Origin of the sequence: Breoghania corrubedonensis, from assembly GCF_003053845.1 — a bacterium.
Classification (GTDB): domain Bacteria; phylum Pseudomonadota; class Alphaproteobacteria; order Rhizobiales; family Stappiaceae; genus Breoghania; species Breoghania corrubedonensis.
This window is the reverse complement of record NZ_QAYG01000014.1, coordinates 36,242-61,027: the sequence shown is the minus strand read 5'-3', so window position 1 is coordinate 61,027 and position 24,786 is coordinate 36,242. Positions and strand designations below refer to the sequence as shown.

20 protein-coding genes are annotated in these 24,786 nt (G+C 61.7%); 12 read left to right on the top strand and 8 right to left on the bottom strand.

The window, feature by feature from the left end:
- Positions 1-30: 30 nt before the first annotated feature.
- The 3 genes from C8N35_RS22500 to C8N35_RS22490 all read right to left on the bottom strand — a co-directional run bounded on the left by C8N35_RS22500 (position 31) and on the right by C8N35_RS22490 (position 3,529).
- The gene (locus C8N35_RS22500; protein ID WP_107991994.1) at positions 31-975 is read right to left on the bottom strand and encodes a 3-hydroxyacyl-CoA dehydrogenase family protein; all 945 of its coding nucleotides are present in this window, start codon (positions 973-975) and stop codon (positions 31-33) included.
- Complete coding sequence (locus C8N35_RS22495; protein WP_107991993.1) at positions 972-1,802, bottom strand: beta-keto acid cleavage family enzyme; 831 nt, start codon at positions 1,800-1,802, stop codon at positions 972-974. Before C8N35_RS22495 ends, C8N35_RS22500 begins: the two co-directional genes overlap by 4 nt.
- A 197-nt stretch (positions 1,803-1,999) precedes the next feature.
- A complete protein-coding gene (locus tag C8N35_RS22490; RefSeq protein ID WP_107991992.1) occupies positions 2,000-3,529 on the bottom strand; it encodes a sigma-54 interaction domain-containing protein in 1,530 nt (509 codons plus the stop codon).
- 555 nt (positions 3,530-4,084) lie between these two features.
- Here C8N35_RS22490 and C8N35_RS22485 point away from each other — a divergent pair.
- Complete coding sequence (locus tag C8N35_RS22485; RefSeq protein ID WP_107992014.1) at positions 4,085-4,975, top strand: alpha/beta hydrolase fold domain-containing protein; 891 nt, start codon at positions 4,085-4,087, stop codon at positions 4,973-4,975.
- Between the two features lie 33 nt (positions 4,976-5,008).
- On the opposite strand, the gene C8N35_RS22480 is transcribed toward C8N35_RS22485, so the two are convergent.
- A complete protein-coding gene (locus C8N35_RS22480) occupies positions 5,009-5,947 on the bottom strand; it encodes a GlxA family transcriptional regulator (RefSeq protein WP_170122220.1) in 939 nt (312 codons plus the stop codon).
- 548 nt (positions 5,948-6,495) lie between these two features.
- On the opposite strand from C8N35_RS22480, the gene bcoG reads away from it, so the two are divergent.
- The 9 genes from bcoG (at position 6,496) to C8N35_RS22435 (ending at position 16,872) form a co-directional block, all read left to right on the top strand.
- A complete protein-coding gene (gene bcoG, locus C8N35_RS22475) occupies positions 6,496-7,416 on the top strand; it encodes a 3-dehydrocarnitine:acetyl-CoA trimethylamine transferase BcoG (RefSeq protein ID WP_107992013.1) in 921 nt (306 codons plus the stop codon).
- Complete coding sequence (locus tag C8N35_RS22470; protein ID WP_107991990.1) at positions 7,416-8,900, top strand: carnitine 3-dehydrogenase; 1,485 nt, start codon at positions 7,416-7,418, stop codon at positions 8,898-8,900. Before bcoG ends, C8N35_RS22470 begins: the two co-directional genes overlap by 1 nt.
- A 113-nt stretch (positions 8,901-9,013) precedes the next feature.
- The gene (locus C8N35_RS22465; protein WP_107991989.1) at positions 9,014-10,600 is read left to right on the top strand and encodes an ABC transporter substrate-binding protein; all 1,587 of its coding nucleotides are present in this window, start codon (positions 9,014-9,016) and stop codon (positions 10,598-10,600) included.
- A 9-nt stretch (positions 10,601-10,609) separates the two neighbouring features.
- Entirely contained in the window at positions 10,610-11,569 is a 960-nt protein-coding gene (locus tag C8N35_RS22460) for an ABC transporter permease (protein WP_107991988.1), read from the top strand.
- A complete protein-coding gene (locus C8N35_RS22455) occupies positions 11,566-12,384 on the top strand; it encodes an ABC transporter permease (RefSeq protein ID WP_107991987.1) in 819 nt (272 codons plus the stop codon). Before C8N35_RS22460 ends, C8N35_RS22455 begins: the two co-directional genes overlap by 4 nt.
- Positions 12,377-14,053, top strand: a complete 1,677-nt coding sequence (locus C8N35_RS22450; protein WP_107991986.1) for an ABC transporter ATP-binding protein — start codon at positions 12,377-12,379, stop codon at positions 14,051-14,053. The genes C8N35_RS22455 and C8N35_RS22450 overlap by 8 nt, the downstream gene beginning before the upstream one ends.
- Positions 14,054-14,132: 79 nt before the next feature.
- On the top strand, positions 14,133-14,930 hold the full coding sequence (locus C8N35_RS22445; protein ID WP_107991985.1) for an SDR family oxidoreductase: 798 nt from the start codon (positions 14,133-14,135) through the stop codon (positions 14,928-14,930).
- 11 nt (positions 14,931-14,941) lie between these two features.
- Positions 14,942-15,925, top strand: a complete 984-nt coding sequence (locus C8N35_RS22440) for an NADPH:quinone reductase (protein WP_107991984.1) — start codon at positions 14,942-14,944, stop codon at positions 15,923-15,925.
- Positions 15,926-16,197: 272 nt separating this feature from the next.
- Complete coding sequence (locus C8N35_RS22435; protein WP_107991983.1) at positions 16,198-16,872, top strand: TetR/AcrR family transcriptional regulator; 675 nt, start codon at positions 16,198-16,200, stop codon at positions 16,870-16,872.
- A gap of 48 nt (positions 16,873-16,920) precedes the next feature.
- Here C8N35_RS22435 and C8N35_RS22430 read toward each other — a convergent pair whose 3' ends face one another.
- The 4 genes from C8N35_RS22430 to C8N35_RS22415 all read right to left on the bottom strand — a co-directional run bounded on the left by C8N35_RS22430 (position 16,921) and on the right by C8N35_RS22415 (position 22,267).
- Positions 16,921-18,873, bottom strand: a complete 1,953-nt coding sequence (locus C8N35_RS22430; RefSeq protein ID WP_107991982.1) for a TRAP transporter permease — start codon at positions 18,871-18,873, stop codon at positions 16,921-16,923.
- 64 nt (positions 18,874-18,937) lie between these two features.
- A complete protein-coding gene (locus C8N35_RS22425) occupies positions 18,938-20,119 on the bottom strand; it encodes a TAXI family TRAP transporter solute-binding subunit (protein WP_107991981.1) in 1,182 nt (393 codons plus the stop codon).
- Positions 20,120-20,318: 199 nt separating this feature from the next.
- Entirely contained in the window at positions 20,319-21,407 is a 1,089-nt protein-coding gene (locus tag C8N35_RS22420; protein ID WP_107991980.1) for a phosphotransferase, read from the bottom strand.
- Between the two features lie 17 nt (positions 21,408-21,424).
- Positions 21,425-22,267, bottom strand: a complete 843-nt coding sequence (locus C8N35_RS22415; protein ID WP_107991979.1) for an enoyl-CoA hydratase — start codon at positions 22,265-22,267, stop codon at positions 21,425-21,427.
- A 359-nt stretch (positions 22,268-22,626) separates the two neighbouring features.
- Between C8N35_RS22415 and C8N35_RS22410 the strand changes: the two genes are divergently transcribed.
- A complete protein-coding gene (locus C8N35_RS22410; protein ID WP_107991978.1) occupies positions 22,627-23,937 on the top strand; it encodes a 3-hydroxyacyl-CoA dehydrogenase in 1,311 nt (436 codons plus the stop codon).
- The gene (locus tag C8N35_RS22405) at positions 23,937-24,713 is read left to right on the top strand and encodes an enoyl-CoA hydratase-related protein (RefSeq protein ID WP_107991977.1); all 777 of its coding nucleotides are present in this window, start codon (positions 23,937-23,939) and stop codon (positions 24,711-24,713) included. The genes C8N35_RS22410 and C8N35_RS22405 overlap by 1 nt, the downstream gene beginning before the upstream one ends.
- Positions 24,714-24,786 lie beyond the last annotated feature (73 nt).

Genomic DNA, 24,786 nt, shown 5'->3' with positions numbered 1-24,786 from the left:
GTGTCGCGCCCGGCCGACATGGGTGATCATTCATATGTATTTGCGAGATGCCTTGAGCTGATGGATCAGCCTGCCCATGAATTTGTTACGGATCGCGGCAACTTCCTCGGGAGGATACTTGAAGAAGCCTTCGCCGCTTTTCAGCCCGAGCTTTCCTTCGCTGACTTTCTCTCGCAGCATCGGGTTGGCTTCGGTGGAGTTGTCCATGACCTTCAGAAGGTTGTCGCCAACGACGCACCAGATATCGAGGCCGCCGAAATCGGCCACCTCCAGCTGGCCTGTCGTCGCATAGCGAAAGGCAGGGCCGAACTTGAGCGCGATGTCGATGTCGGAAGGCTCGGCAATGCCCTTTTCGATCAGCGAGAAGGCCTCGCGGGCGACACCCTGCTGGATGCGGTTCGCGATCAGTCCGGGAACGTCCTTGAGGACCTTCGCCGTCTGTTTCTCCACCGAGGCGTAAAGCGTGGCCACTTCCTCATAGAGTTCCTTCGGCATGTTGCCGAAGAAGGACAGCTCGACCAGCGGCATCAGATGGGCCGGGTTGTACCAGTGGTTGACCATTGTCCGCTTCTTGCGATCTTCCCCCAAAAGAGCGCACATTTCGGCGAACGGCAGGCTCGATGTGTTGGTCGCAAGGAAGGCATCCTTTGGTGCGAGCTCGTCGAGAGACTTCAGGAGTTGCTGCTTCAGCTCCATCTTTTCCGGGGCCGCCTCGATGACGAAATCCCTGTCCTCGACGGCCTTGGCCATATCCGTCGACGTTTCGATCCGTTCAAGTGTGGCTTCGACATCGGCCGCGGAGATGTACTCCTCCGCAGCCATGAACGAGAGCTCTTCGCGGATCAGTTCCTTTGCCTTGTTCAGCACTTCGGTATTCACATCGAAGAGATTGACCGAATAACCATACAGGGCGAACGTCTCGGCGATGCCGTGACCCATGGTCCCGGCGCCGATAACCGCGATCTTCTTGATCATTGACCGAGCTCCCGAAGGCCGAGAATGGCGCGGGCCTCAGCCGGAGTGGCGACTTCGCGGTCGGCTTCCTTCACCAGGCGTACCGCCCGTTCGACGAATTCCGCGTTGGATTTCGCGAGCTGTCCCTTCTTGTAGTAGACGTTGTCTTCAAGGCCGACGCGGACATGGCCGCCCAACGCGATGGTGGCGAAGAGGATGGGCAGGTGGCCTGCACCGATGCCGAAAGCCGACCATTGCGCATCCGCCGGCAACAGGCTCTTCAGATAGACAAGGTTCTCGACCGTCGCGGCGATACCGCCCGCCGCACCCATGCAGAACTGGAAATACCCCGGGGCCTTCAGCACACCTTTCTTCATGTAGTAGACGGTGTTGTAGAACATGCCGGGGTCGAAGATTTCCATCTCCGGCTTCACGCCGACTTCCTGCATCTTCAGGCCGAGCTTCTCCAGGAATTCGGGATGGTTGATGAACAGGGTCTTGTGCATCCAGTTCATCGTGCCCGCATCGTAGGAAGCCAGTTCCGGCTTCAGCTCGACGAAGTGTGCCATGCGGGTTTCTTCGGTGGCGTTGAGATCCCCCGATGTGGTCAGGTTGATGGCCACGTCGCATTTCTCGCGGATGAGGTGGAAAGTCTCGCGGAAACGGTTGATGTCCATCGTGCCTGCGCCGTTCTCGTCCCGCATGTGCAGGTGAACGACAGCGGCACCTGCCTGCCAGCAGGCATAGGCATCTTCGGCGATTTCCTTGGGCGTTAGCGGAACGGCGGGATTGTGCTCTTTCGACGTGAAGGCACCGGTCAGGGCCGCGTTGATGATTGTTTTAGACATTGTTTTGGGTCTCCACTTGTTACCGGTGACCACGGAGCAAGCGGCGTGCCATGAAAAAATATAAATAAAAACAAATACTTATAATTTACCCCCGATGAAAAATATCATCGGGGCATGGGGTGATTGAAGGTCGGAAACGGATGATGCCGCGGTAAACGGGACCCAAGGACAAACGGCATCGGCGATGACGTTCGGCATCACTCCTTGACGGTGAGAGCGATGCCGAGCCGCTTTGCCTTCTTGACGATCGTGGACTGGTCCACTTTCAACAGATCAGCCGCCTTGCGGGTGCTGCCGCCATCGGCGAGTGCGGAGGCGATGATGCGCCGCTCCACGTCAGCAACCATCGCTTTCAGCCCCCGGTATGAATCCCGTATCGGTGTGACTTTTCCAGAGGAGTAGAGTGGCGAGAATGTATTTTCGTCCAGAACGGCATCTGGTGGAGAGATCAGGACCAACCTTTCGATGATATTCTGTAGTTCTCTTCCGTTCCCAGGCCAATTGTAGGAACGCATAATCGCATAGCCCCCGCCGCCAATTGTCACGCTCTTGCGATATTTTGTGTTATAGCGGGTCAGGAAATGCTCGGCGAGTGCCAGGAGATCAACAGAACGTTGGCGCAGCGGCGGGATGTGGATCGGGAAGATGCTGATCCGGTAGAAGAGATCCTGCCTGAAACGTTCCTCCTTGACCTGCGTCTCCAGGTCGCGGTGTGTCGCGGCGATGATGCGCACATCGAGCGGGATCGGTTTGGTGCCGCCGATCCTCATGATTTCCTTTTCCTGCAACACACGTAGCAGCTTGCTTTGCAACTCCTGCGGCATGTCGCCGATCTCGTCGAGCAGGATCGTTCCCTTGTCCGCAAGTTCGAAGAGGCCGATCTTGCCGTTCACGGATGCGCCGGTGAAGGCGCCCTTCTCGTAGCCGAAGAGTTCCGCTTCAAGCAGAGAGGCTGGTATGGCTGTGCAGTTGAGCTTGATGAAAGCCTGATCCTTGCGAGGGCTTTTCATGTGTATCTGGTTGGCGACGACTTCCTTGCCGACGCCCGTCTCGCCCTGGATAAGGACGGTCGTGTCGAAACCCGCCACCTGGTCGATCGCGTCGACCACGCCCTGCATTTCCCGGCTGGTATAGACGAGGGGCTTTGACGTGGTTTCCTCGCGAAGATGCTCGACTTCCCGTTTTCCGCGGATGTGTCCGCGCTCGACGGTCTTCATCTTCTTCTGGATCGCCTCGAGCTCCATCTTCATCGTCAGGAAATCGGTGATCTCCCGCTCGACGACGACGACCAGCTTGATCTTGCCATCCTGGCCGAAGACCGGATTGCCGGTGATGAGCATCTTGGCGTGGTTGCAGAGACTTTCACCGATCGAATGCACCGGGCGGCGTTGGCGCAGCACTTCAGGCGTCACCGCGTTGAGGTAGACGCCCTGCGCTTCCAGATCCTGAACACGATTGCCGATAAGGGTTTCCCGTGTCAGCCCCGTGATGCGAAGAAAACTGTCGTTCACATAGAGTGTCTTGCCCTCGCCGTCGGCGATGTAGATCCCGTCATATATGAAATCACCGATTTCGTAGAAATCCAGGCGTTCGCCTGAATCGCTCGTGTCGATGTATTCCAAAATGCCGTCAATGGCGCACGAACCGCAGAGATCCGCATCTTTCTCGCTTGTGAAGTCAAGAAACTTGCGCGTCTTGCGATTTGACGGGGAATTCAGTCCCTGCATGGGGCTTCACCTCTTGTGTCGTTATCGACCCGCTTGTTGAGAGAGGGCCTTGTGGGCGGATGGGCTTGTGTCTTTAAAACTCCTCGTTTCGGCCGGCGCCTCGCAGGCCGGCAAACATGACAATCACCGGGCAGAGCCAGCCGCAGGGATCGAAGTCGCATCGTCGCTCGTGCAGAGCCTGTGGTCGCATAGCAAGAGCCGCAGGGTTATTGCGTTTCAGCCCCGCCTGATCTGATCCATGATTGTCATCACCACCTATTGAATGCAATTTGGGCGACCCGGGGCCGCGCAGAGGACGAGTGCGGTCGGCGGTTCTCAAGTAGGAGCCAGGATGCTGAACCGCCTGCATTATCGCGCATCGCACTGGCCTTTCCTGCTCGTCGTGGCAGCGGCCAAGCGCCGCGCATCAAACATGGGGCGGGAGCACTCTTTCGCCTGTAACCGCGCCGTCAGACGTCCGACGGTGGCGACTTTCTTTCAGGCATTGCAGCAGCCGCGCACTCTTGACTGCCGACCGCAGTGGGCCCGCTACGCAACTCAATGGAGATCCGTTTCTTGGATTATTCGAGCAAGCTGGACCGCGAGATCCTCGCGTTCATCGACGATACGCTTTCCTTTTATCCTGCGGATTTGCGCGCGGATGACTGGGTGGCGCAACGTGCGGTCTATGACCGGATGGCGGCTTATTTTCGCGCGGCACGTCCTGGCGATCTTGTTGTGTGCGACCGGCGTATCGCAGGTGTGCCGGTCCGCCTTTACGGGGATGATGGGGCTACGGCGATCGTCTATGCCCACGGTGGCGGACATGTCCTGGGCGGGCTTGAGAGCCACGACGACATCTGTGCCGAAATCGCGGCGGCGACCGGTATCCAGGTTATCGCAGTCGACTACCGCCTGGCGCCCGAACATCCTCACCCTGCTGGCTATGAGGATCTCTTGGCGGTTGTCCGCGATATTTCCGGCGATCGTCGGATCACTCTTTGCGGTGACAGTGCAGGGGCAACGCTGATGGCGTCCCTTGTCGGTACGTGGGTTTCGCCGGCACTTGCCGGACAGGTGCTGATCTATCCGGCGTTGGGCTACGCGCCGGAGGGGGGCAGTTATGAGGTCCATGCCAACGCGCCGCTCTTGAGCCGCGATGATATCCGGAGTTACGGCAGTGCCCGGGGCGCCAGTTTCCGCGATGCCACGGCAACGCCGAGCGCCGGCGATCTTTCCTGTCTTCCGCCGACATTCCTCTATCCCGCCGAATGCGATCCGCTGCACGACGATTGCCTGCGTTACCGCGATCAGGCGTCGGCGGCGGGAACCGAAGTTCTGGTCGAGACAGGTGAGGGGCTTGTGCATGGGTGGCTGAGAGCGCGTCATCACAGCGCAAGAGCTGCTCGGGCGTTCTCCCGCATCTGCGCCCGGCTTGGTTCCCTGGCTGAAGAAAACGCACTGTGAAAATAGTGTGTCACTCCACGCGGGACGCTGGGCTCAACCGGTGTTTTGTGCGGATTTCTGCAATTTTCGAACCGGGTATCCGTAAACCCGCTTGAACGCCTTGCTCAGCGCGGCGGCGTCGCTATATCCGCTGCGCAGGGCGATCTCGCGCAAGCCCAGCGAGGTGTTGTCAGCCAGCTCGCGCGCGAAGGACAGCCTGAGTTGCTGGTAATAATGACCCGGCGACGTGCCAAGCTCCGCCTTGAACAGGCGGTTCACCGTACGCGGCGACAGGTGCGCGCGCTGCGCCAGTGCGATCAGGGTCAGCGGATGCTCGATCGTCTCCACCATGATGTTCTTGATGGCGTCGAGGCGGCTGCGGTGGGGCATGGTGAGGGCCGTGGGCGCCCTGTCGCCTTCCTTTTGCAAGCTGGTGTCGGACATGAACATGGATGACGCCATGAATGACTTGGCCGCTCCGAAGCGTTCGGTAATGAAGGCGAGAACCAGCTCCAGAGCCGTCGAAGCACCGCCACAGCTCCAGAAACGTCCCTCCATCACGTAGTTGTCGTGACATACCTGCACTTGCGGGAACGTCTCCGCGAATTCGGCAAGCACGGCCCAGTGCAACGTCGCGCGCGTGTCATCGAGAAGGCCGGTGGCCGCGAGGAGCCAGGCGCCGGCATCCGCGCCAATCACGATACTGCTCTGGCGGACGAGGCTCATTACGAGCCGCTGGTTTTCGGGGGTCGGGTGCTGGCGGTAGCCATTGCTGGAGATGATCACGAGCAGGTCGGAGCCATCGATTTCGTCAAGCCGTCCGGTCGGGGCAAGCAGGAGGTTGGAGGAACTGGCAACGGGCTGGTCGTCGGCGGTGACCACGCGCCACTCGATCTCCTCCTGGTAGAGGTCATGGAGCATTCGAAGAGGTTCCAGGAGGCAGGACAGGACGAGGTTCGAAAAGCCGTCCAGGAGAAAGAATGTCGCCTTCATGCCGAGATATGTCCGTTTCCAACAATATTCTGGCAATCTAGGACAATTCATCTACTCTTCGCCAGCTTATCATCCCTCCGTAGAAACCGTCATGTCTCCGCGGTCGCCCCCTCCCGGCGTCCTGTCGGGGAATTGGACGATCCGGTGATGATGTCCTCCTCGGGAGAGGGCGCGCCAAGCGGTGCGCGTATGACTGCCCTGCCACCGGATCTCCCGGACCCGTCTCGCCAAACGGCGTGTCGGACGGGTTCCGGATGCGCGCCTTCGGCTGCGGTCCAATCACGTCGATCAGCATGAACTGGCGCTGCGCAGCGCGCAAAGCTGCGAAAACGAGATGCCTTGAGGGCGGCGCGACAGCCGCTCCGGGTACCGAAAAACCGAAACGATGTAGGCGCATGACCTTGATCAGGATCTTGCTGCCTGCGCGCAGGCCGCCCTGGACGGCGTCGGATATCCGTGATGCCGAACCGAGCAAGGCTATGCGACTGACAAGTGACCTTGGCGAATGTCCGGATCGTGTCGGATGTATCGTCGATACTGGAGAACTCATGCCGCTGACAATGAACCGGAATGTCTTCATTACCTGTGCCGTGACCGGCTCGGGAGGCACTCAGGACCGCTCGTCGCACGTGCCGCGCTCGCCGCAGCAGATTGCGGAAAGCGCAATCGATGCGGCGAAGGCGGGGGCTGCCATCGTTCATTGCCATGTGCGTGACCCTCAAACCGGAGCGCCGTCCAGACTTCGCAGCCTTTATCGCGAAGTCACCGACCGCATTCGCGATGCCGAGGTCGATGTCGTCCTCAACCTGACCGCGGGCATGGGCGGCGACATCACCTTCGGGTCCGCTGAGACGCCGTTGCCGCTCAACCCGGTTGGCACCGACATGGCGGGGGCACCCGAACGTATCGCCCACATCGCGGAATGCCTGCCGGAAATCGCCACGCTTGATTGCGGTACGATGAATTTCGCCGAAGCCGACTACGTCATGACGAACACGCCCGGCATGCTGACGGCCATGGGGTCCATGATGAGCGAACTCGGCGTGCTGCCGGAGATCGAGGCCTTCGACACAGGCCATCTCTGGTACGCCACCCAACTGGTCAAGGACGGGGTCCTGAAGGCGCCGGCGCTTGTGCAGTTCTGCATGGGTGTTCCCTGGGGGGCGCCAAACGATCTCAACACCTTCATGGCGATGGTCAACAATGTACCGGATAATTGGCACTGGTCGGCCTTCAGCCTCGGGCGCGATCAGATGCCCTATGCGGCGGCCGCCATTCTCGCCGGCGGTAACATCCGGGTGGGTCTGGAGGACAATCTCTATCTGGAGAAGGGCGTGCTCGCCACCAACGCGCAGCTCGTGGAAAAGGCGGTTACGATCGCGGAAAACATGGGCGCGCGGGTCATCGGGCCGCAGGCGGTGCGTGAGCAGTTGGGTCTCGCCAAGCGCGCACCGAAGGGGCGGGGCTGATGGGAGACCCTAAGCCCCGCAAGGTCGCCATCATCGGTGGCGGCGTCATCGGTGGCGGTTGGGCTGCGCGTTTCCTGCTCAATGGTTTCGACGTCGCCGTCTACGATCCCGCACCGCAAGCCCCGCGACAGATCGGTGAAGTTCTCGACAACGCACGCCGCGCGCTGCCCGCCATCTACGACCGTGCGCTGCCCGAGGAAGGGCTCTTGAGGTTTTGTGACACGTTGGAAGACGCCGTCAGCGGTGCAGAGTGGGTACAGGAAAGCGTCCCGGAACGGCTGGAGTTGAAGCATTCCGTGCATGCCGCAATCGCCGCCGCCGCTCCGGAAAACGCTGTGATCGGATCGTCCACCTCGGGCTTCAAGCCAAGCGAACTCAATTCACGAGGCGCGGGCGCCATCGTCGCGCATCCGTTCAATCCTGTTTACCTGCTGCCTCTGGTCGAGCTTGTCGGTGCGGCGGGGGCTTGCGCAAGGGCCGCCGATATTCTGCAAGAAATCGGCATGTATCCTTTGATCGTTCGCAAGGAGATCGACGCCCATATCGCCGACCGCCTTCTGGAGGCGATATGGCGCGAGAGCCTCTGGCTCGTAAAGGATGGCATCGCCTCCACGAAAGACATCGACGAGGCGATCCGCATGGGCTTCGGCTTGCGCTTCGCGCAGATGGGGCTCTTCGAGACCTACCGGATCGCTGGCGGCGAGGCGGGCATGAAGCATTTCCTCGCCCAGTTCGGTCCGGCTCTCGCCTGGCCCTGGACGAAACTGACCGATGTGCCCGACTATGACGACGCGTTGGTGGACCTCATCTCCGGTCAGTCCGATGTCCAATCGGGCGACCTGCCGATCCGTCAGCTGGAACGCCGCCGCGATGACAATCTCGTGGCGATCCTGCGCGCCTTGAGGGTGAACGGCGATGCGGCGGGCAAGGTGATCGGCGAACACGAGAAGATGTTTCCGCTCGAGAGTATGCTCGAGGGTCTGCCGGTCACCGCGCGGCGGCGCGTGCCTTCCACCTGGACCGATTACAACGGTCACATGAACGAGACTTTTTATCTGGAGGCGGGGTCCAAGGCGACGGACGGGTTCATGGAACTCATCGGTGCCGACAGCGATTACATCGCGGGGGGGCTCAGCTATTTTACCGTTGAGAGCCACGTGCGTCATCTCAACGAGGTGCATTCAGGCGACATGCTGACGGTGACCACCCAGGTCCTGACCGGTCAGGGCAAGAAGATGCATCTCTTCCATCGACTCCACCGTGGTGACGGCGAACTTGCCGCCACAGTGGAGACCCTCCTTTTGCACATGAACCTGAATACACGGGCGACCTGCCTGCCGGAGCTTGCGGTGGCGCAAAAGCTCTCGGGCTATGCTGTCGAACATGCCGGCCTCAAGGCAGAGGGGAGCGGCCGCTTCGTCGGCGAACGCAAGGCGGACATCGCGCCGCCGCCTTCGGTTCGAGCCATGTCCGGGGAGGGGTAACAGCCCGGGCGCACGAACCATGCCTGGCTCGTCCATCGATTGTCATTCCGCGCGTTTCGAGGACAGCGAGCCACCTCAATTGCGGATCAACCCAGAACAATACGGGACACAGAATGAATAACTATATCAAACATCTGGCCGAATACGCTGCTTCCGGCCGACTTTCTCGCCGTGCGTTCCTGGGGCGAGCCTCAGCGCTGGGTTTCGGTGCCGTGGCCGCCAATTCCCTGCTGGGCCGCGCCGTTCAGGCGGCTGGTCCGGTCAAGGGCGGGACACTGAAGATGGGCCTTGCTGCCGGGCAGAGCACGGATTCCCTTGATCCGGCTCTGGCCGCCAACACGGTCACCTTTCAGGTCCAGCGCACCTGGGGCGAGGCGCTGCTGGAGGTCAATCCCGATGGTACGCTGTTGCCGCGACTGGCGGAATCCTTCGGCTCCTCCAAGGACGCGAAGACCTGGACCTTCAAGATCCGCAAGGGGGTGGAGTTTCACAACGGCAAGACGCTGAGCGCCGACGACGTGCGCGAGACGCTGCTGCGCCATTCGGATGCGGATTCCAAGTCGGGCGCGCTGGGTGTCATGCGCGGTATCGACGCGATCAAGGTCGATGGTGACGAGGTGATCGTCACGCTCAAGGACGCGAACGCCGATCTGCCCTACCTGATGTCGGACTTCCACCTGATGATCCAGCCGGGCGGCGGTCGTGAAGATCCCACCGCAGCCATCGGCACCAACGCCTACAAGCTTGTCGATCATGAGGCCGGGGTGCGCTACGCCTTCGAGCGCAACCCGAACTACTGGGATGCCGAGCGTGGTCATTTCGAGACGATCGAGATGGCGGTGATCAATGACGATACCGCGCGCAATTCCACGCTTCAGTCGGGGCAGGTTCATATCGTCAACCGCGTCTCGCCCAAGGTCGCCGGTCTGCTCGCGCGGGCGCCGGGCATCTCGGTCGAGCATGTCGCCGGCCGCGGCCACTACGTCTTCATCATGCAGTGCGATGCCGCACCGTTCGAGTCTCGCGAGCTGCGCAACGCGCTGAAATACGCCGTCAACCGCGAGGAGATGGTGGACAAGATCCTGCGCGGCTACGGCTCTGTCGGCAATGACTTCCCGATCAACAAGACCTATCCGCTGTTCGATGAGAGCATCCCGCAGCGCACCTATGATCCGGAAAAGGCGGCTGAGCTTTACAAGAAGTCGGGACATGACGGCAGCCCGATCGTGCTGCGCGTCGCCGACGCCGCCTTCCCCGGCGCCATCGATGCCGCCCAGCTCTTCCAGCAGAGCGCCAAGGCGGCCGGCATTCCGCTTCAGATCAAGCGCGAACCGGATGACGGCTACTGGTCGGACGTGTGGAACAAGAAGCCGTTCTGTGCCTCCTACTGGGATGGCCGGCCGGTTCAGGACCAGATGTATTCGACCGCGTACCTGTCGAGCGCCGACTGGAACGACACGCATTTCAAGAACGAAAAATTCGACAAGATGCTGTTCCAGGCCAAGGGCGAGCTGGACCAGGACAAGCGCAAGAAGCTCTACAGCGAGATGGCCTATCTGGTGCGTGACGAGGGCGGCCTCATCTGCCCGATGTTCAACGACTTCATCGAAGGCGTATCGGATAAGGTTCAGGGCTGGGAGAAGAATGGTGTCCTTCAGCTCATGAATGGGCTGGTGCCGGTCAAGTGCTGGTTCGGTTGAGGGCGGCGCATGAACGCCTCCATATGGACACTGGTGGCCCAGCGTATATTGCTGGGCCTCCTGCTGATCTTTCTTTCCTCCGCGTTGATTTTCGCCGGAACGCAATTGCTACCCGGCGATGTCGCGCAGGCCATTCTCGGCCAGTCCGCAACGCCTGAGGCGCTGGCCAACCTGCGTGCGGAACTGGGTCTCAACGTGCCGGTCTATCAGCGTTACGTGTCCTGGCTCGTTGGTCTCCTGCATGGCGATATGGGAACGTCGCTGACAAACGGGCAGGACATCGCGACCGCCATCGGCCGGCGCCTCGCCAACACGCTGTTTCTTGCCGCCTCCGCGGCGATCATATCGGTGCCGCTGGCGATCATCCTTGGCCTCGTGTCGGTGCTTTATCGCAATCGCTGGCCCGACAAGCTGATATCCGCCGTCACCCTTGCGTCGATTTCCGTGCCTGAATTCATGCTGAGCTACATTCTGGTGTTCTATTTCGCCGTACAGCTTGGCTGGGCACCGTCGGTGGCGATGATCAGTCCGTCGATGTCGGTTCTGGAGAGGTTTCAGGCGATCACGCTCCCTGTCATCGTGCTGGTGATGGTGGTGCTTGCGCACATGATGCGGATGACCCGCGCGGCGCTGCTCAACGTGATGCAGTCGGCCTATATCGAAACCGCCGAACTCAACGGTCTCGGGCGCTTCAAGGTCATCTGGCGCTATGCCATGCCGAATGCGGTCGCCCCCATCGTCAACGTGGTCATGCTGAATATGGCCTATCTGGTGGTGGGTGTCGTCGTGGTGGAGGTGGTGTTCGTCTATCCCGGCATGGGGCAGTACCTGGTCGATCACGTGGCAAAGCGCGACGTGCCGGTGGTGCAGGACTGCGGCATCATCTTCGCCGCCGTCTACATCACGCTCAACATGCTGGCCGACATCTTCTCCATCCTGGCCAATCCAAGGTTGAGGCACCCAAGATGAGGCGCACACCGCTTCCAACTCTCATCGGGCTTGTCGTCGCTGCGGCGTTCTTCCTGACAGCCCTCCTTGCCCCGCTGATCGCGCCCTACGGCATGAGCGAGATCGTCGGTGATGTCTGGGAGCCAGCGTCGGCCGCCCATTGGCTCGGCACCGACAATATCGGCCGCGATCTGCTCTCGCGCCTGATCTTCGGCGGGCGAACGACCATTTTCGTCGCGCTGGTGGCGACCGCGGTGGCCTTTGCTGTTGGTGCCGCTTTCGGACTTTTCGCGGCTGTCGTGGGGGGCTGGGTCGACCTTCTGCTCTCCCGGTTCGTCGATCTGGTGATGTCGATCCCCTCGCTGATCTTCGCGCTTGTCGTGCTGTCGGTCATGCCGGTGACGACGCCGGTGCTGATCATGGTGATCGGGTTGCTGGAATCGACCCGCATGTACCGGCTTTCGCGTGCCGTCGCTGTCGACCTGGCGGTGATGGATTTTGTCGAGGCCGCGCGTCTTCGAGGCGAGGGGCTGCGCTGGGTGATCGTGCGCGAAATCCTGCCAAACGCCCTGTCGCCGCTGATTGCAGAAATGGGCATGCGCTTCATCTTCGTGGTCCTGTTCATCTCCACGCTGTCGTTCCTGGGCATCGGCATCCAGCCGCCCAACGCCGACTGGGGCGGGATCGTGAAGGAGAACAAGGACGGCATCGTGTACGGCATTCCCGCCGCTCTGTTGCCGGCCGTCGCGATTGCCGCTCTGGCCATCTCGGTCAATCTCGTCGCCGACTGGATCCTGGAGCGGACCACATCGCTGAAAGGAGGCCGCAATGGATGAGATGCTGCTCGAAATCGAGGATCTGAAGATCCAGGCAACGAGCTATCCGCCGGGAGAACGACCGCAACGCATCACCATCGTAGATGGCGTTTCGCTGCGCCTCGAAAAGGGCAAGGTCATCGGTCTGATCGGTGAATCGGGGGCGGGCAAGTCCACCATAGGTCTTTCGGCCATGGGGTATGGACGCGGCGGAGTGAAACTTGTCGGCGGATCGATCCGGCTCAATGGCCAGGAGTTGCGCCGGGCGCCGTCACGCGTGCTGCGCGGCGTGCGCGGTTCTCAGGTGACGTATGTCGCGCAATCGGCCGCCGCCGGATTCAACCCATCGCGCAAACTGATCGAACAGGTGATCGAGGCGACGCTGGAGCATGGCCGCATGAGCCGGCCGGAAGCCATCGAACGCGCCATCGATCTCTTTCGCCGGCTCGATCTGCCCGATTCGGAAACCTTCGGCCAGCGGTATCCGCATCAGGTATCCGGTGGTCAGCTCCAGCGCGCAATGACCGCCATGGCCTTGTGCCCGAAGCCGGATCTGGTGGTCTTCGACGAACCGACCACGGCGCTCGACGTGACGACCCAGCTCGGCGTGCTCTCCGCCATCAAGCGGGCAATTCGCGATTTCGAGGTTGCCGCGATCTACATCACACACGATCTCGCGGTGGTCGCGCAGATCGCCGACGACATCATGGTGCTGCGCGGTGGGGAGATGGTGGAATACGGCACCTGCGATCAGATCATCAACAATCCGCGCGAGCAATACACACGTGATCTGGTCAGCGCCACCAATGGCGAAGATCCCGAAATTCATCCCGAAGGCGAGCCGGTCCTGACGATCAGGAATGTCTGTGCCCGTTACCGGGGGCTGGCGGAAGACGTGGTCAAGGACATCAACCTGGAAGTGCCGCCGGGAACAACACTTGCGGTCGTCGGTGAAAGCGGCTCGGGCAAATCCACGCTGGCCCGCGTGATCACCGGCCTGCTGCCGCCGCATACGGGCGAGGTAATCTTCGACGGGAGCACGCTGTCTCCCGCGCTCAAGGGGCGGTCGAAACAGGATCTGCAGGAATTGCAGATGATCTACCAGATGGCCGACGTCGCCATGAATCCGCGCCAGACGGTGGGCACCATCATCGGTCGCCCGCTTGAATTCTATTTCGGGCACAAGGGCAAGGAACGGCGCCTGCGTGTCATCGAATTGCTCGACAAGATCGAACTTGGTGAGGAATTCATCGACCGTTATCCAGCGGAACTGTCGGGTGGCCAGAAGCAGCGCGTGTGCATCGCACGGGCGCTTGCGGCAAGCCCGAAGCTGATCATCTGCGACGAGGTGACGAGCGCGCTCGATCCGCTGGTCGCCAAGGGCATCCTGAAGCTGCTGCGCGATCTGCAGAAGCGCGAGGGCGTCTCCTACATCTTCATCACCCACGATATTGCCGCGGTGCGCGAAGTCGCGGACACCATCGCGGTCCTGTACCAGGGGGAACTCGTGCGCTACGGCGGCAAGGCGGAGGTGCTTGCTCCGCCCTATGACGATTATACCGAGCTGCTGCTGCGCTCGGTGCCGGAGATGCGCATCGGCTGGCTGGAAGATACGCTTTCCGCGCTGGAGGCGCATTTGCCCTGCCAGGCCCCGGAAGGCGCCGCGCCGGAGATGTCGGCCACAGACTGACCCGTCGCTCAACCGTACACAGGCCGGCGGCGCGCCGCCGCCGGTCTTCTTTTCGCTTTTCGAACAGAAGGATGGCTACGTGGCTCAGGCTGTGAACGAAAGTCCGCCCTCCGCCGCTCTTGTAACCGGTGCGGCTTCCGGGATCGGCCGGGCGATCGCCGCTCTGCTACACGAGAGGGGGTGGCAAGTCTTCATATGCGATGCCGATCCGGAGGCGGTTCGTCGCTTTCAGGCAGATCTTCCCGGTATCGAAGCCGTGGTTTGCAACATCGCCGATCCGGAAAACGCCAAGGCGGCGGTGGCAGCGGTGTTGGAGAAGACCGGAGGCCGTATCGAGCTTCTGGTCAACAATGCGGGCATCGCCGGCATGACCGGACCGGTGGAGGATATCGATCCCGATGACTGGCGGCGCACCCTCGACGTCAATGTGAACGGCACTTTCTATTTCCTGCATGAAATCGTGCCCGCGATGAAACGCGCCGGACGCGGCGTTATCCTCAATATCGCATCGACCGCCGCACTTTTCGGCTACCCGAACCGCACACCCTACGCGGCGTCGAAATGGGCCATCGTCGGACTGACGAAGACGCTCGCCATGGAGCTCGGTCCGTTCGGCATCCGCGTCAACGCCATTTGCCCCGGTTCCGTCGAAGGTCCGCGCATCGAGGGGGTTATCGCGCGCGATGCGGCAAAACGGGGCACGACGCCGGAAGCGGTCCGGCATATCTATGAAAGCCAGGTATCCATGCGCAGCTTCGTGAGCGCCGACGATATCGCCAGGATGTGCGCCTTTCTCGCTTCCGAGGAGGCGCGACTGGTCTCCGGTCAGATCGTCGCCGTCGACGGGCACACCGAGTCCCTTTCCGTCCCCCTTTGAGGAAATGCATCATGAAAGCTGTCTGGTTCGAGACCTTCGGCAAGGCGGGTGACGTTCTGCGATATGGCGAGCGCGAAAAGCCGGAGCCTGCCGCGGGCGAGGTGCTCGTCCGCCTTCGCACGAGCGCGCCCAACCCGTCCGACGTCAAGAAACGGATGGCGTCCTTCCCGAACCTGCTGGACGAGGGCTTCGTGATCCCGCACAGCGACGGGGCGGGCGTGATCGAAGCGGTAGGCGAGGGCGTTTCCCCGAATCGGACCGGTGAGCGCGTGTGGGTGTTCAACGCCCAGTACGGGCGACGTTTCGGGACGGCGGCGGAGTATGTTTCCCTGCCGTCTGCACATGCGCCGCGCTTGCCGGACCAGACGAGCTTCGAGGCCGGCGCATGCCTTGGGATTCCGGCGATGACGGCGCATCGGTGCGTCTTTGCCGATGGCAGCGTCGCGGGCAGGACGATCCTCATCACGGGCGGCGCGGGCCGGGTGGGCTTTTATGCCATCCAGTGGGCTTCCCAGGCAGGCGCGCGGATCATTGCCACGGCCAGCAATGGCGAGGATGAGGCTGCCTGCCGTGAGGCGGGGGCTGCGCTTGTCGTCAATCATCGGCAACAGGATTGGCCACAGACGCTGCTTGCCGCAACCGGCGGGGGAAAGGTCGATCGAGTGATCGACGTCGAATTCGGCGCCAATCTGGAAAAGGTGCTCGAGGTCGTCCGCACCGGCGGCGTCATCGCCACCTATTCCTCCACCCAGGTTCCGACACCGACGCTCCCGTTCTTTCGCATGATGTATCTCGATCTGACGATCCGCATGGTCATCATGTATGCCATGCCGGAGGAGGCGAGAGAGTTGGCCATCGCCGATATCGAGGCCGCACTCGTCTCCGGGCGGCTGACCCACCGCGTCGCCAGGACATTGCTGCTGGACGAATGCGCGGAAGCGCACCGACTCATAGAGGAAGGCAAGGTTCGCGGCTCCGTGGTGTTGACGGTTTGAGGGGCGCCACTACCCGTGGTTGCCGGCTTGCATCGCTGTAAAGGAACCTCACGGGACAAATGAACGTCCCGGAACATGCTCTAGCGGTGGGGCTTGCAGGTAACTTCCTTCCTGCCATTCGGGTGCAGGAGATCATACTTGTGCCGGTTGTTTGCGAGGGGTGGCAGGAATGGAGCCCACGAAGGCGTTCGCGCTGGTTTCTCCTCATTGCAAGGCCAGCATCGAGCGGGTATTCAACCTGACATTGCCGGTGAAGCAATCGGAGCGACGACGTGGCAGACAAGGACGAACCAGGCATCAATGGCGACGAGAAGAGCGCCGCCCTCAACGAGGCCGATATCCGGGTCGTCCAGAACGAGACGCTGAAGCAGAGGCGGCGCGAGCAGATCTGCGATGCCGCGCTGGAACTGTTTCTGGAAAAAGGTTTCGCGTCCACTACCATCCGCGATATCTGTGCGCGCTCGGGCGTCAACCAGGCCAGCATCTATGACTACATCGCCAACAAGAACGATATTCTGCGACGTTTGCTGAACCAGCTCTGGTTTCGCACGGATGTTCCGACCTTGCCGTCGTTGCTGGGCCAGACCGATCGCGATCTGGAGGACGTCCTTCGTGAATATTACCGCGAAACCTGGGACAAGAAGGGCATGGGCGCGCTGCTTGTCTATCGCACTGTCCCGCACATGCAGAAAGTCGATCGCCAGGCGATGCGGGAGCGCGAACGGACGCTGATCGAGGATGCTGCGGGAGAATTGCGCAAACGCTTTTCTCTTGGGGAGGGGGACCCCCGTTTCGAGATCCTGGCCAATCTTCTGGTCTACCTGGCAACATTCGGTCCGATGCGGAGCTGGTTGCAAACGGAACTTCCCGTAGACGTCATTGTTCACGCGACCTCGGCGGCCGCCGCGGCGATGATCCGCCAGGTGGTGGATCAGCCGCAGGGTTGACGCCGGGCACGGTGTTTGGCCGGAGCCAGCTTCGGCTGGCCGCCCGGGTCATGTCGTTGCAGGCCTGCGATTGTCCGTCCAGACCAGCAGCACAAGCAGCGCTGACGCCATTCCTCCCGCAAGCGTTGTCCAAAGGCCGGGAAAGCTCACGGCGAAGCCGGCTGCGGCAAGCGGAAGGCGCAAGATAGGCCGGACCCGGCCAATGCCGATCAGGTAGCTCTCCAGCCCGGCTGAAATCAGCATGATTCCGATGATGATCGAGGGAAGTATGTGGACCAGCGGCAGGAGATCGCCCTGCAGCACCAGCGCCGGCTGAAACAGGAAGAACAATGGCACGAAATAGATGACGACCCCGAGCCGCATCGCCGTGAAGGATGTCTTCATGGGTGGTGCTCCGGCAATGGTTGCGGCAAGGAACGCCGCAGCGCCAACCGGTGGGGTAATCGCCGACAGCATCGCGTAGTAGACGATGAAGAAATGAACGGCGACTTCGTTCAGTCCGCCGAGCTGAATGATCGCGGGCGCGAGCGTAACCGCCAGGAAGATGTAGGCGATGATCGCCAGTCCTGCGAGCCCCATGATGAAGCAGGCGAGGACGCCGAGCGCTATGACGAGGAACAGGTTGTCGCCGCCGAGCGCGATCAGTCCCGATGTCATCGAGCCGGTCACGCCCGTTATGGTGAGGCCGCTGACGACAAAGGCGATCGGCAGGATGATGGCGGACGTCTGGGTGACCAGCACGCCGATCTGCCGCGCCATGCGGAACAGGCGGTCGGGGGAGGGGCGGGTCGCCGCGCTGAAGAATCCCAGGCCCAGCATCAAGGCTGAGGCATACCACGGCGTATAATACTCCCAGCGCATGATCAGCAGTCCCCAGATCAGAAAGCCGAGCACGAGCAGAAACGGCCAGCCGCGTGAGAGAATGCTGCGGACGGCGACGCCCTGATCTTTCTGTCCCTTCAGTCCGTTGCGGGCGGCGTAGGCATCGACCTGCAGCAGCAGCCCGAAATAGAACAGAAAGGACGGCAGGATCGCTGCGAGCAATACGGTGGAATAGGAAACGCCGATGGTAATGGCCATGACAAAGGCGATCGCACCCATGACCGGCGGCATGACCACGCCCCCCATCGACGCGCATGCCTCTATCGCGGCCGCATAGTGAGCCGGGTATCCGCCGCGCTTCATGGTCTGGATGGTGATGGTGCCGGTGCCGGCAATGTTGGAAAAGACCGAACCGGATAGCGAGCCGAAGAATGCGGAGGCAACGACGGAGACCTTGGCAGGCCCGCCACGGTATCTGCCGAAACCGGCATTGGAGAGATCTATGAAGAACTCACCTGCGCCGGTGGCGATGAGAACGCCGGCGAAGACAAGGAAGCCCAGGACAATCTCCGCCACGATCTTGGTGGTGATGCCCATGAGGCCTTCCGGCCGGAACACGTGAGCCTCGATCATGGACGGGAAATCGTAGGGAATTCCCATCAGGAGCCCGGGCATCCTGTCGGCCACGAGCGGAAACAGGCCAAGCAGCAACACGACAAGGAAGAAGGCCGGCCCCCCGGATCGCCGCGCGACCTCCAGCAAGAGAAGCCACATGACAATGCCGGCGGGAACGTTCGCCCAACCGAACATTGCGATGTTCCAGGCGTTCGTCGAGATCCAGAAAGCAAGCCCGAGTGCCGTCAGCGCCGCCACGATGTCGTAGAAGGGGACCCGCATCGCGCCGCGATGGGCGGGAATGGCGATGAAGGCGGCCGCTGTGAAGAGACCGATGAACATCCAGTAATACCGGCCTTCGAGCATTACCGTTCTGGAAATCCGGATGCCGAAAGTATAGGTGATGCCGAGCGCAAGGCCGAGGATGCAGAGGACGGTGAAAACGATGCTCCACAAGGAGTATGGCGTGCCGAGCCGGGTAATCTCGGATGTGGGAAGCCTGGTATCAACGTCTCGGGATGGCCCGGGGGTCGTCAATGCCGCGATAGTCTCGTCGTGAGCCATTTCGAATGCTCCTGAATTCGCGGTGATGCCGCAGGGCGCTAAGGCGCCTGCCGTAGCGGTTGCGTCACAGGCGCGAACGGAATCGCGATAGCTCCGAGGTGTGCTTATCCAGGATGGTGACGAAATCCGGATTGTCGGGAGATGGGGCGATGCCTGCCTCACGCGCTTCCACCAGCGCCGCCTGACGGGCGGCGACCCAGGAATCCATTCTCGTTATGGCTTCTGCGTTCCGGGCCTCGTCAGCCGGGCTCCACAGTCCTGCTTCCTTGAGATAGCGGACAGTGCCTTCGTGGACGGGAAGCGGCGTCCGGTCGAGATAGGCGCGGAATATGTCTGCGGACATGCGAGAGGCCAGCGGGTGGGTCGACTTGTAGCCGTCATAGGAGCCCGCAAGCCATTTCGCCATGTTGTAGGCGAACTCGGGATCGGCATCCGCGGCGACCATATACAGGAAGTTCGAGGTTGAGCCCTCCACGCCTCTGGCGCTTTCGACACCCATCGAGATCTTGTTCGGGATCAGCATCGGGCGGGCGGCGATATATCCCTTCCAGGCCTCGATGTCTTCTTCGTCCATCTCCAGCCATCTGATGCCGCCGGGTGCTGCCTCCATTTCCGACAGCAGCGAACTGATCGGCGAGCATAAAGCGACATCGGCCTTGCCTTCGACGACCGAGCGGCAGTTTTCTGCGTAGCTTGAGGCTGGCACGAAGATAAATCGTTCTTCCGCCTCTTCGGGGCTCAGGCCCGCGAAGGCGGGAAGCCCCTCCTTTACCGCAGTGACCAGCGCAGGAGAGAAAACGCCCACGGATACCCGGTAGCCGCCCTTGGCGAGATCCTTGAGGCTTTTCAGGTCGGACGTTGCCGAGGTCACATAACCCCAGGGTGTGTCGTTGTGGTGCCACAGGATCCGCATCGGATGGGCGGGAACCGAGCCATAGGCGCCGATACCCTCAATCTGGCTACGAATTTCCGACGCCGAAGTCGAGGCGATCTGGATCGTCTTCTTCGTCGTCAGGCGCTGGTATCGGGCCATCTCGTTGCCTTCCGGCACGATGCGCACGGAGATGCCCTTGTCGCGCTGCAATACCGGGGCCCAACCGTTGGTCGAGGCGAAGCTGCCTGTCGTTGTGCCCGGGGTTCCGATCACCACAAGTCGCGGCCATTCGTAGGTCTGCTGGGCAATTGACGGCGAGATCTGGAAAATTGTCGTAACAAGCGCTGCGGCAAGAATGCGGATCGTTTTCATGAATGTCCTCCCTCAGGTCCGTTGGCATTCTACGACGCTTGTGCCGGTACCGACTTCTGCGGTCGGAAACCGTGCGGCGCGTTCCAGTTCCACAGGTGTGGCGGGCTGCCAACCGACCGCCTGACAATGATCAGGATTGGTGTAATCCCGATCGCCGTCAACCTTGTCACGCGCTTTGATCTCAGGCGGTACGGTGGGGCTAATGCGCCGTGCCGCCGAACCTGCATGATGCAGCGATCTCCCGTCCCAACGAGGCTACGGCCATAGCGCGGTTCGCGTCGCGCGTAGGGTCAGCACGGGCGCTGCTCGCATTTCCCTGTGCGGCTCGCGCGGCCACGCCATGGACGATGGCGGCGTATCGAAAGCACGAAAAGGCGAGGAAGAGCGGCCAATCGTTCATGACAGCTCTTCCCGTCGCCTGAGCATAGCGGTTGAGGATCTCCCGTTCGGTCGGCAGCCCGTTTTCTCTCAGGTCGGGGAACTGAGGCAGCCTGCGCGGGAGGTGGTAGGGCAGCATCAGATAGGCGAGGTCCGACAGTGGATGGCCTATCGTAGACAGCTCCCAGTCGAGTACCGCCAGCGGGCGCGCGTCGCGGGGATGAAGGATGACGTTTCCCAGCCGGAAGTCGCCATGAACGATGGTGGCATTGTCGGCGACGCTGCCGTGCTCAGCCAACCAGTCGCGCAGCCAGTCCATGTCGGAATGGTCGAGCGATGCGGGTAGCGCGGTCTTGGCTGCATCGTACTGTCCTGACCAGCGTCGTACCTGCCGGGCCATGAAGCCTTCCGGTCGGCCGTAGTCGGCAAGACCGAGGTGTCTCCAGTCGAGATTGTGCAGGCAGGCGAGCGTATCGACGAGAGCGAAGGCGATCTCGCGGCGCTGGGCGGGCTGGATGCCGGACATTCCCGGATCGGATACCACTCGGCCTTCGACATATTCCATCAGGAAGAACTCAACCCCGATTACCTCCCTGTCATCACAATAGGCTCGCATCCGTGGCACCGGGACACGCGTGTCGGCGAGGGCGGACATGATCCGATGTTCGCGATCCACGGCATGGGCTTTCGGTAGCAAGGAGCCCGGTGGCTTCTTGCGCAGCACCCATCGCTCGCTGATTTCCGTCGTGATCAGGAAGGTCGGGTTCGACATGCCACCCTCGAATTGCCGCACGTCGAGAGGGCCGGGATCGTCGCCAAATGTGTCCGCGAGCCAACGGCGTAACGCCTGAGCGTCGAAACGGTGTGCGGGATGCGGTGGCTGCAAGTCGTGGGACAAGGATACGGTCATCCAGAAGCTGCCTGTTGTCAGAGGTCTGGAAAGGCCGGTGTCCGGCGCTCGACAAGGCTCGTCACGCCCTCCCGGAAATCCGCCGCGCCGAAGCTTTCATGCATTTCCGCATCAGCCACTGCGAGGGCCGTGCCGAAATCCTGCAGACGTGCCGCGCGGATCTGGCGCTTCATCACGGCCATGGAGCGTGGAGAGGACATCACTGCGAGGTGGGCTGCGGCTTCGCGTGCCGTTTCCATCAGCCGCTCGCTTGGAACCGCTGAATTCACAAGGCCAAGGGCTGCGGCTTCGGCGCCGAGAAACTTGCGAGACGTGAGCATCAGGTCAAGCGCGGTCTGTTCGCCCACAAGGCGCGGCAGGAGCCAGGCGCTGCCATGCTCGGCGATCAGGCCGCGGGCGGCGAAGGCGGTGGTTAACTTGGCGTCCTCGGCGGCAAAGCGGAAATCGCAATAGAGGGTGAAAACGAGCCCGATCCCGGCACAGGCACCGTTGATGGCGGCAATGACGGGTTTGGGGCAGTCAAAGAGATAGCCGAAGCGCCCGGGAAACAGCCCTGTGAGATCGGGCCCGGGAGCATTTTCGAAGGCAATGTCGTCCGGGTGCAGTACCTCTTCGCCCCGGCTCTTGCCACGGCTTGCGGTGATCTCGAGGTTCTGAACTTCGGCGCCGGCGCAAAAGCCACGTCCGGCACCGGTCACGATGATGCAGCGAACGTCGGGATCGTGCCCCGCCTGACCAGTGGCGTGACGCACCTCGTCCGCCATACGCGGCGTCCAGGCGTTCAACCGGTCGGGGCGATTGAGCGTGATCGTCGCGATGCGCGCCGCCTTTTCGACGAGAATCTCCTGATAACCGGCCATGATCTCCCCTTCTTGTCCTGGTCTTAGCACTGTCCTGACAAATGTCAGGATTAGATTCGTAGACGTCCGCAGGCGATTGGTCAATCCGGCGTCTCACGTTGCGTGATGACAGAGTGATCGTAATTTCCGCTTGCCTTTCGAAGGGTGATCTGCAAATCCTGACAAGCGTCAGGGCTGGACGGCGAGCGGGAGGTTCGCAGCCGATTTGTTCAGTCGGGAGGTTGAAACCCGGGAGGGAACCAACCGCGCGAGCTGCATTGCGGTCCAGCCGTAGCCGCGGGCGATTTCGCCTGTGCTCGGCGATGTGCCGGCGCGCTCGCCGGTTTTCGGTCTTTGCCCGAATTCAGTGAGCGATCACCATGAGGAAGACAGTCGAAAACGCCGCCGACTATGTGGCCGGGGCCGGGGCGCGGGCATGGGAAGTGCCGGGGATCGGGCGCGATCTGCCGCGTCGTCCCGTGCGGTCGGTTGGCATTCTTGGAGCTGGCACCATGGGCGGCGGCATCGCGATGAATTTCGCCACGGCCGGCATCCCGGTGAAGATCCTCGAGACCACGCAACAAGCGCTTGATCGCGGACTTGGTATCATTCGCGGCAACTATCAGCGCAGCGCCGACAAGGGCCGGTTCACGCAAGACGAACTCGAGGCGCGCATGGGCCGGATCGAAGGCGTTCTCGACATGGCGTCACTGGCCGAGTGTGACCTGATCATCGAGGCGGTGTTCGAGGACATCGACCTCAAGAAGAAGATCTTCGCCGATCTCGACGCCGCCGCGAAGGCTGGCGCGATCCTGGCGACGAATACCTCTGCGCTCGACATCGACGAAATCGCCTCGGTGACGTCTCGGCCGCAGGATGTCATCGGACTGCATTTCTTCTCTCCTGCCAACGTCATGAAGCTCCTGGAGATCGTGCGCGCTCGTCATACGGCCGACGATGTGGTCGCGACCGGCATGGATCTGGCAAAAACCATTGGCAAGGTGGCCGTTCTGGTCGGCGTCTGCTGGGGGTTCGTCGGCAACCGAATGCTCAGGGCGCGTCGCCTTCAGGCTGAAAAACTGATGTTCTCCGGCGTGATGCCGTGGGACATCGACAAGGCGATCAACGATTTCGGCTTTCGCATGGGGCCGTTCCAGATGTCGGATCTGGCCGGGCTCGACATCGGCTGGGCACCGGGCAAGACGACCGAATATCCCGTGCGCGACGCACTTTGCGAGATGGGGCGTCGCGGCCAGAAAACGGCGGCGGGCTGGTACGACTACGAGGGCCGCGAGGGCGTGCCGTCCGAGGTCACGGCCCGGGTGATCCGCGAGATCACGGGCGCTAGACCGCGCCAGGTTTCGGCGGATGAGATCGTCACGACCTGTCTTTACCCAATGGTCAACGAGGGGGTCAGGATCCTTCAGGAGAACAAGGCACAGCGGCCTTCCGACATCGACGTCGTCTGGCTCAACGGCTATGGCTGGCCGGCCGAGACGGGAGGTCCGATGTACTGGGCCGATAAGGTCGGAGCAGCGGCGATCCTGGCGAAGATGGAAGCGCTTGGCGCGGAAGATGCCGGGTTCGCGCCTGCCGAGGGTTTGCGTCGGCTTTCGGATGAAGGCGGATCGTTCCTCGACCTCGATTTCGGCGGTCTGAAGACGATCGGCCAACAGGGAAAGGCTGCGTGATGGAATATGAATTCTGTCAGGTGGAGCGCGACGGCCGCATCCTGATCGTCACTATGAACCGGCCCGATGTGATGAACGCGGTGCATGCGCCGATGCATCACGAGATGTCCCGGATCTGGGACGATTTCGCAGCGGATCCGGATTTGTGGGTGGCGGTATTGACCGGCGCCGGGGAGCGGGCCTTTTCCGCCGGCAACGATCTGAAATACACCGCCCAGGGCGGCAAGATGAAGCCGCCGGCCAGTGGTTTTGCCGGGCTGACCTTGCGGCTCGATCTGGAAAAGCCGATCATTGCGGCCGTCAACGGCGTGGCCATGGGGGGAGGCTTCGAGACCGCGCTTGCCTGTGACATCATCCTTGCATCCCGTGACGCGACCTTTGCGTTGCCCGAGCCCAGGGTCGGCTTCTTTGCCGCGACGGGTGGCGTGCAGCGCCTTACCCGCCAGATCGGCCGCAAACCGGCGGTCGACATGCTTTTGACCGGGCGCCGCGTCTCGGCAGAGGAAGGCCTGCGTCTGGGCTTCGTGAACGAGGTCACCGAGCCTGGCACGGTGACGGAGCGCGCCCTGGAGAAGGCCCGCGAGATCGCGGCGGTCTCGCCGTCCTCGATCCGCGCCACACTGCGTGTGCTGCGGCATATGGATGACATTGAAAACCTGCGCACCAGCCTGCTCTACAGCCGGCAGGTGCTGGCGGATTTGCGGGAGACGGAGGACTTTCGCGAGGGTGTCAGCGCCTTCGTCGAGAAGCGCCCGCCGGAATGGAAGAACCGGTAGCAAGCCGGGTAGTTAATGCATTGAATCTATGGATAGACTTGTCGAGATGGAAGGTTACCATTCCTCTCGGTCT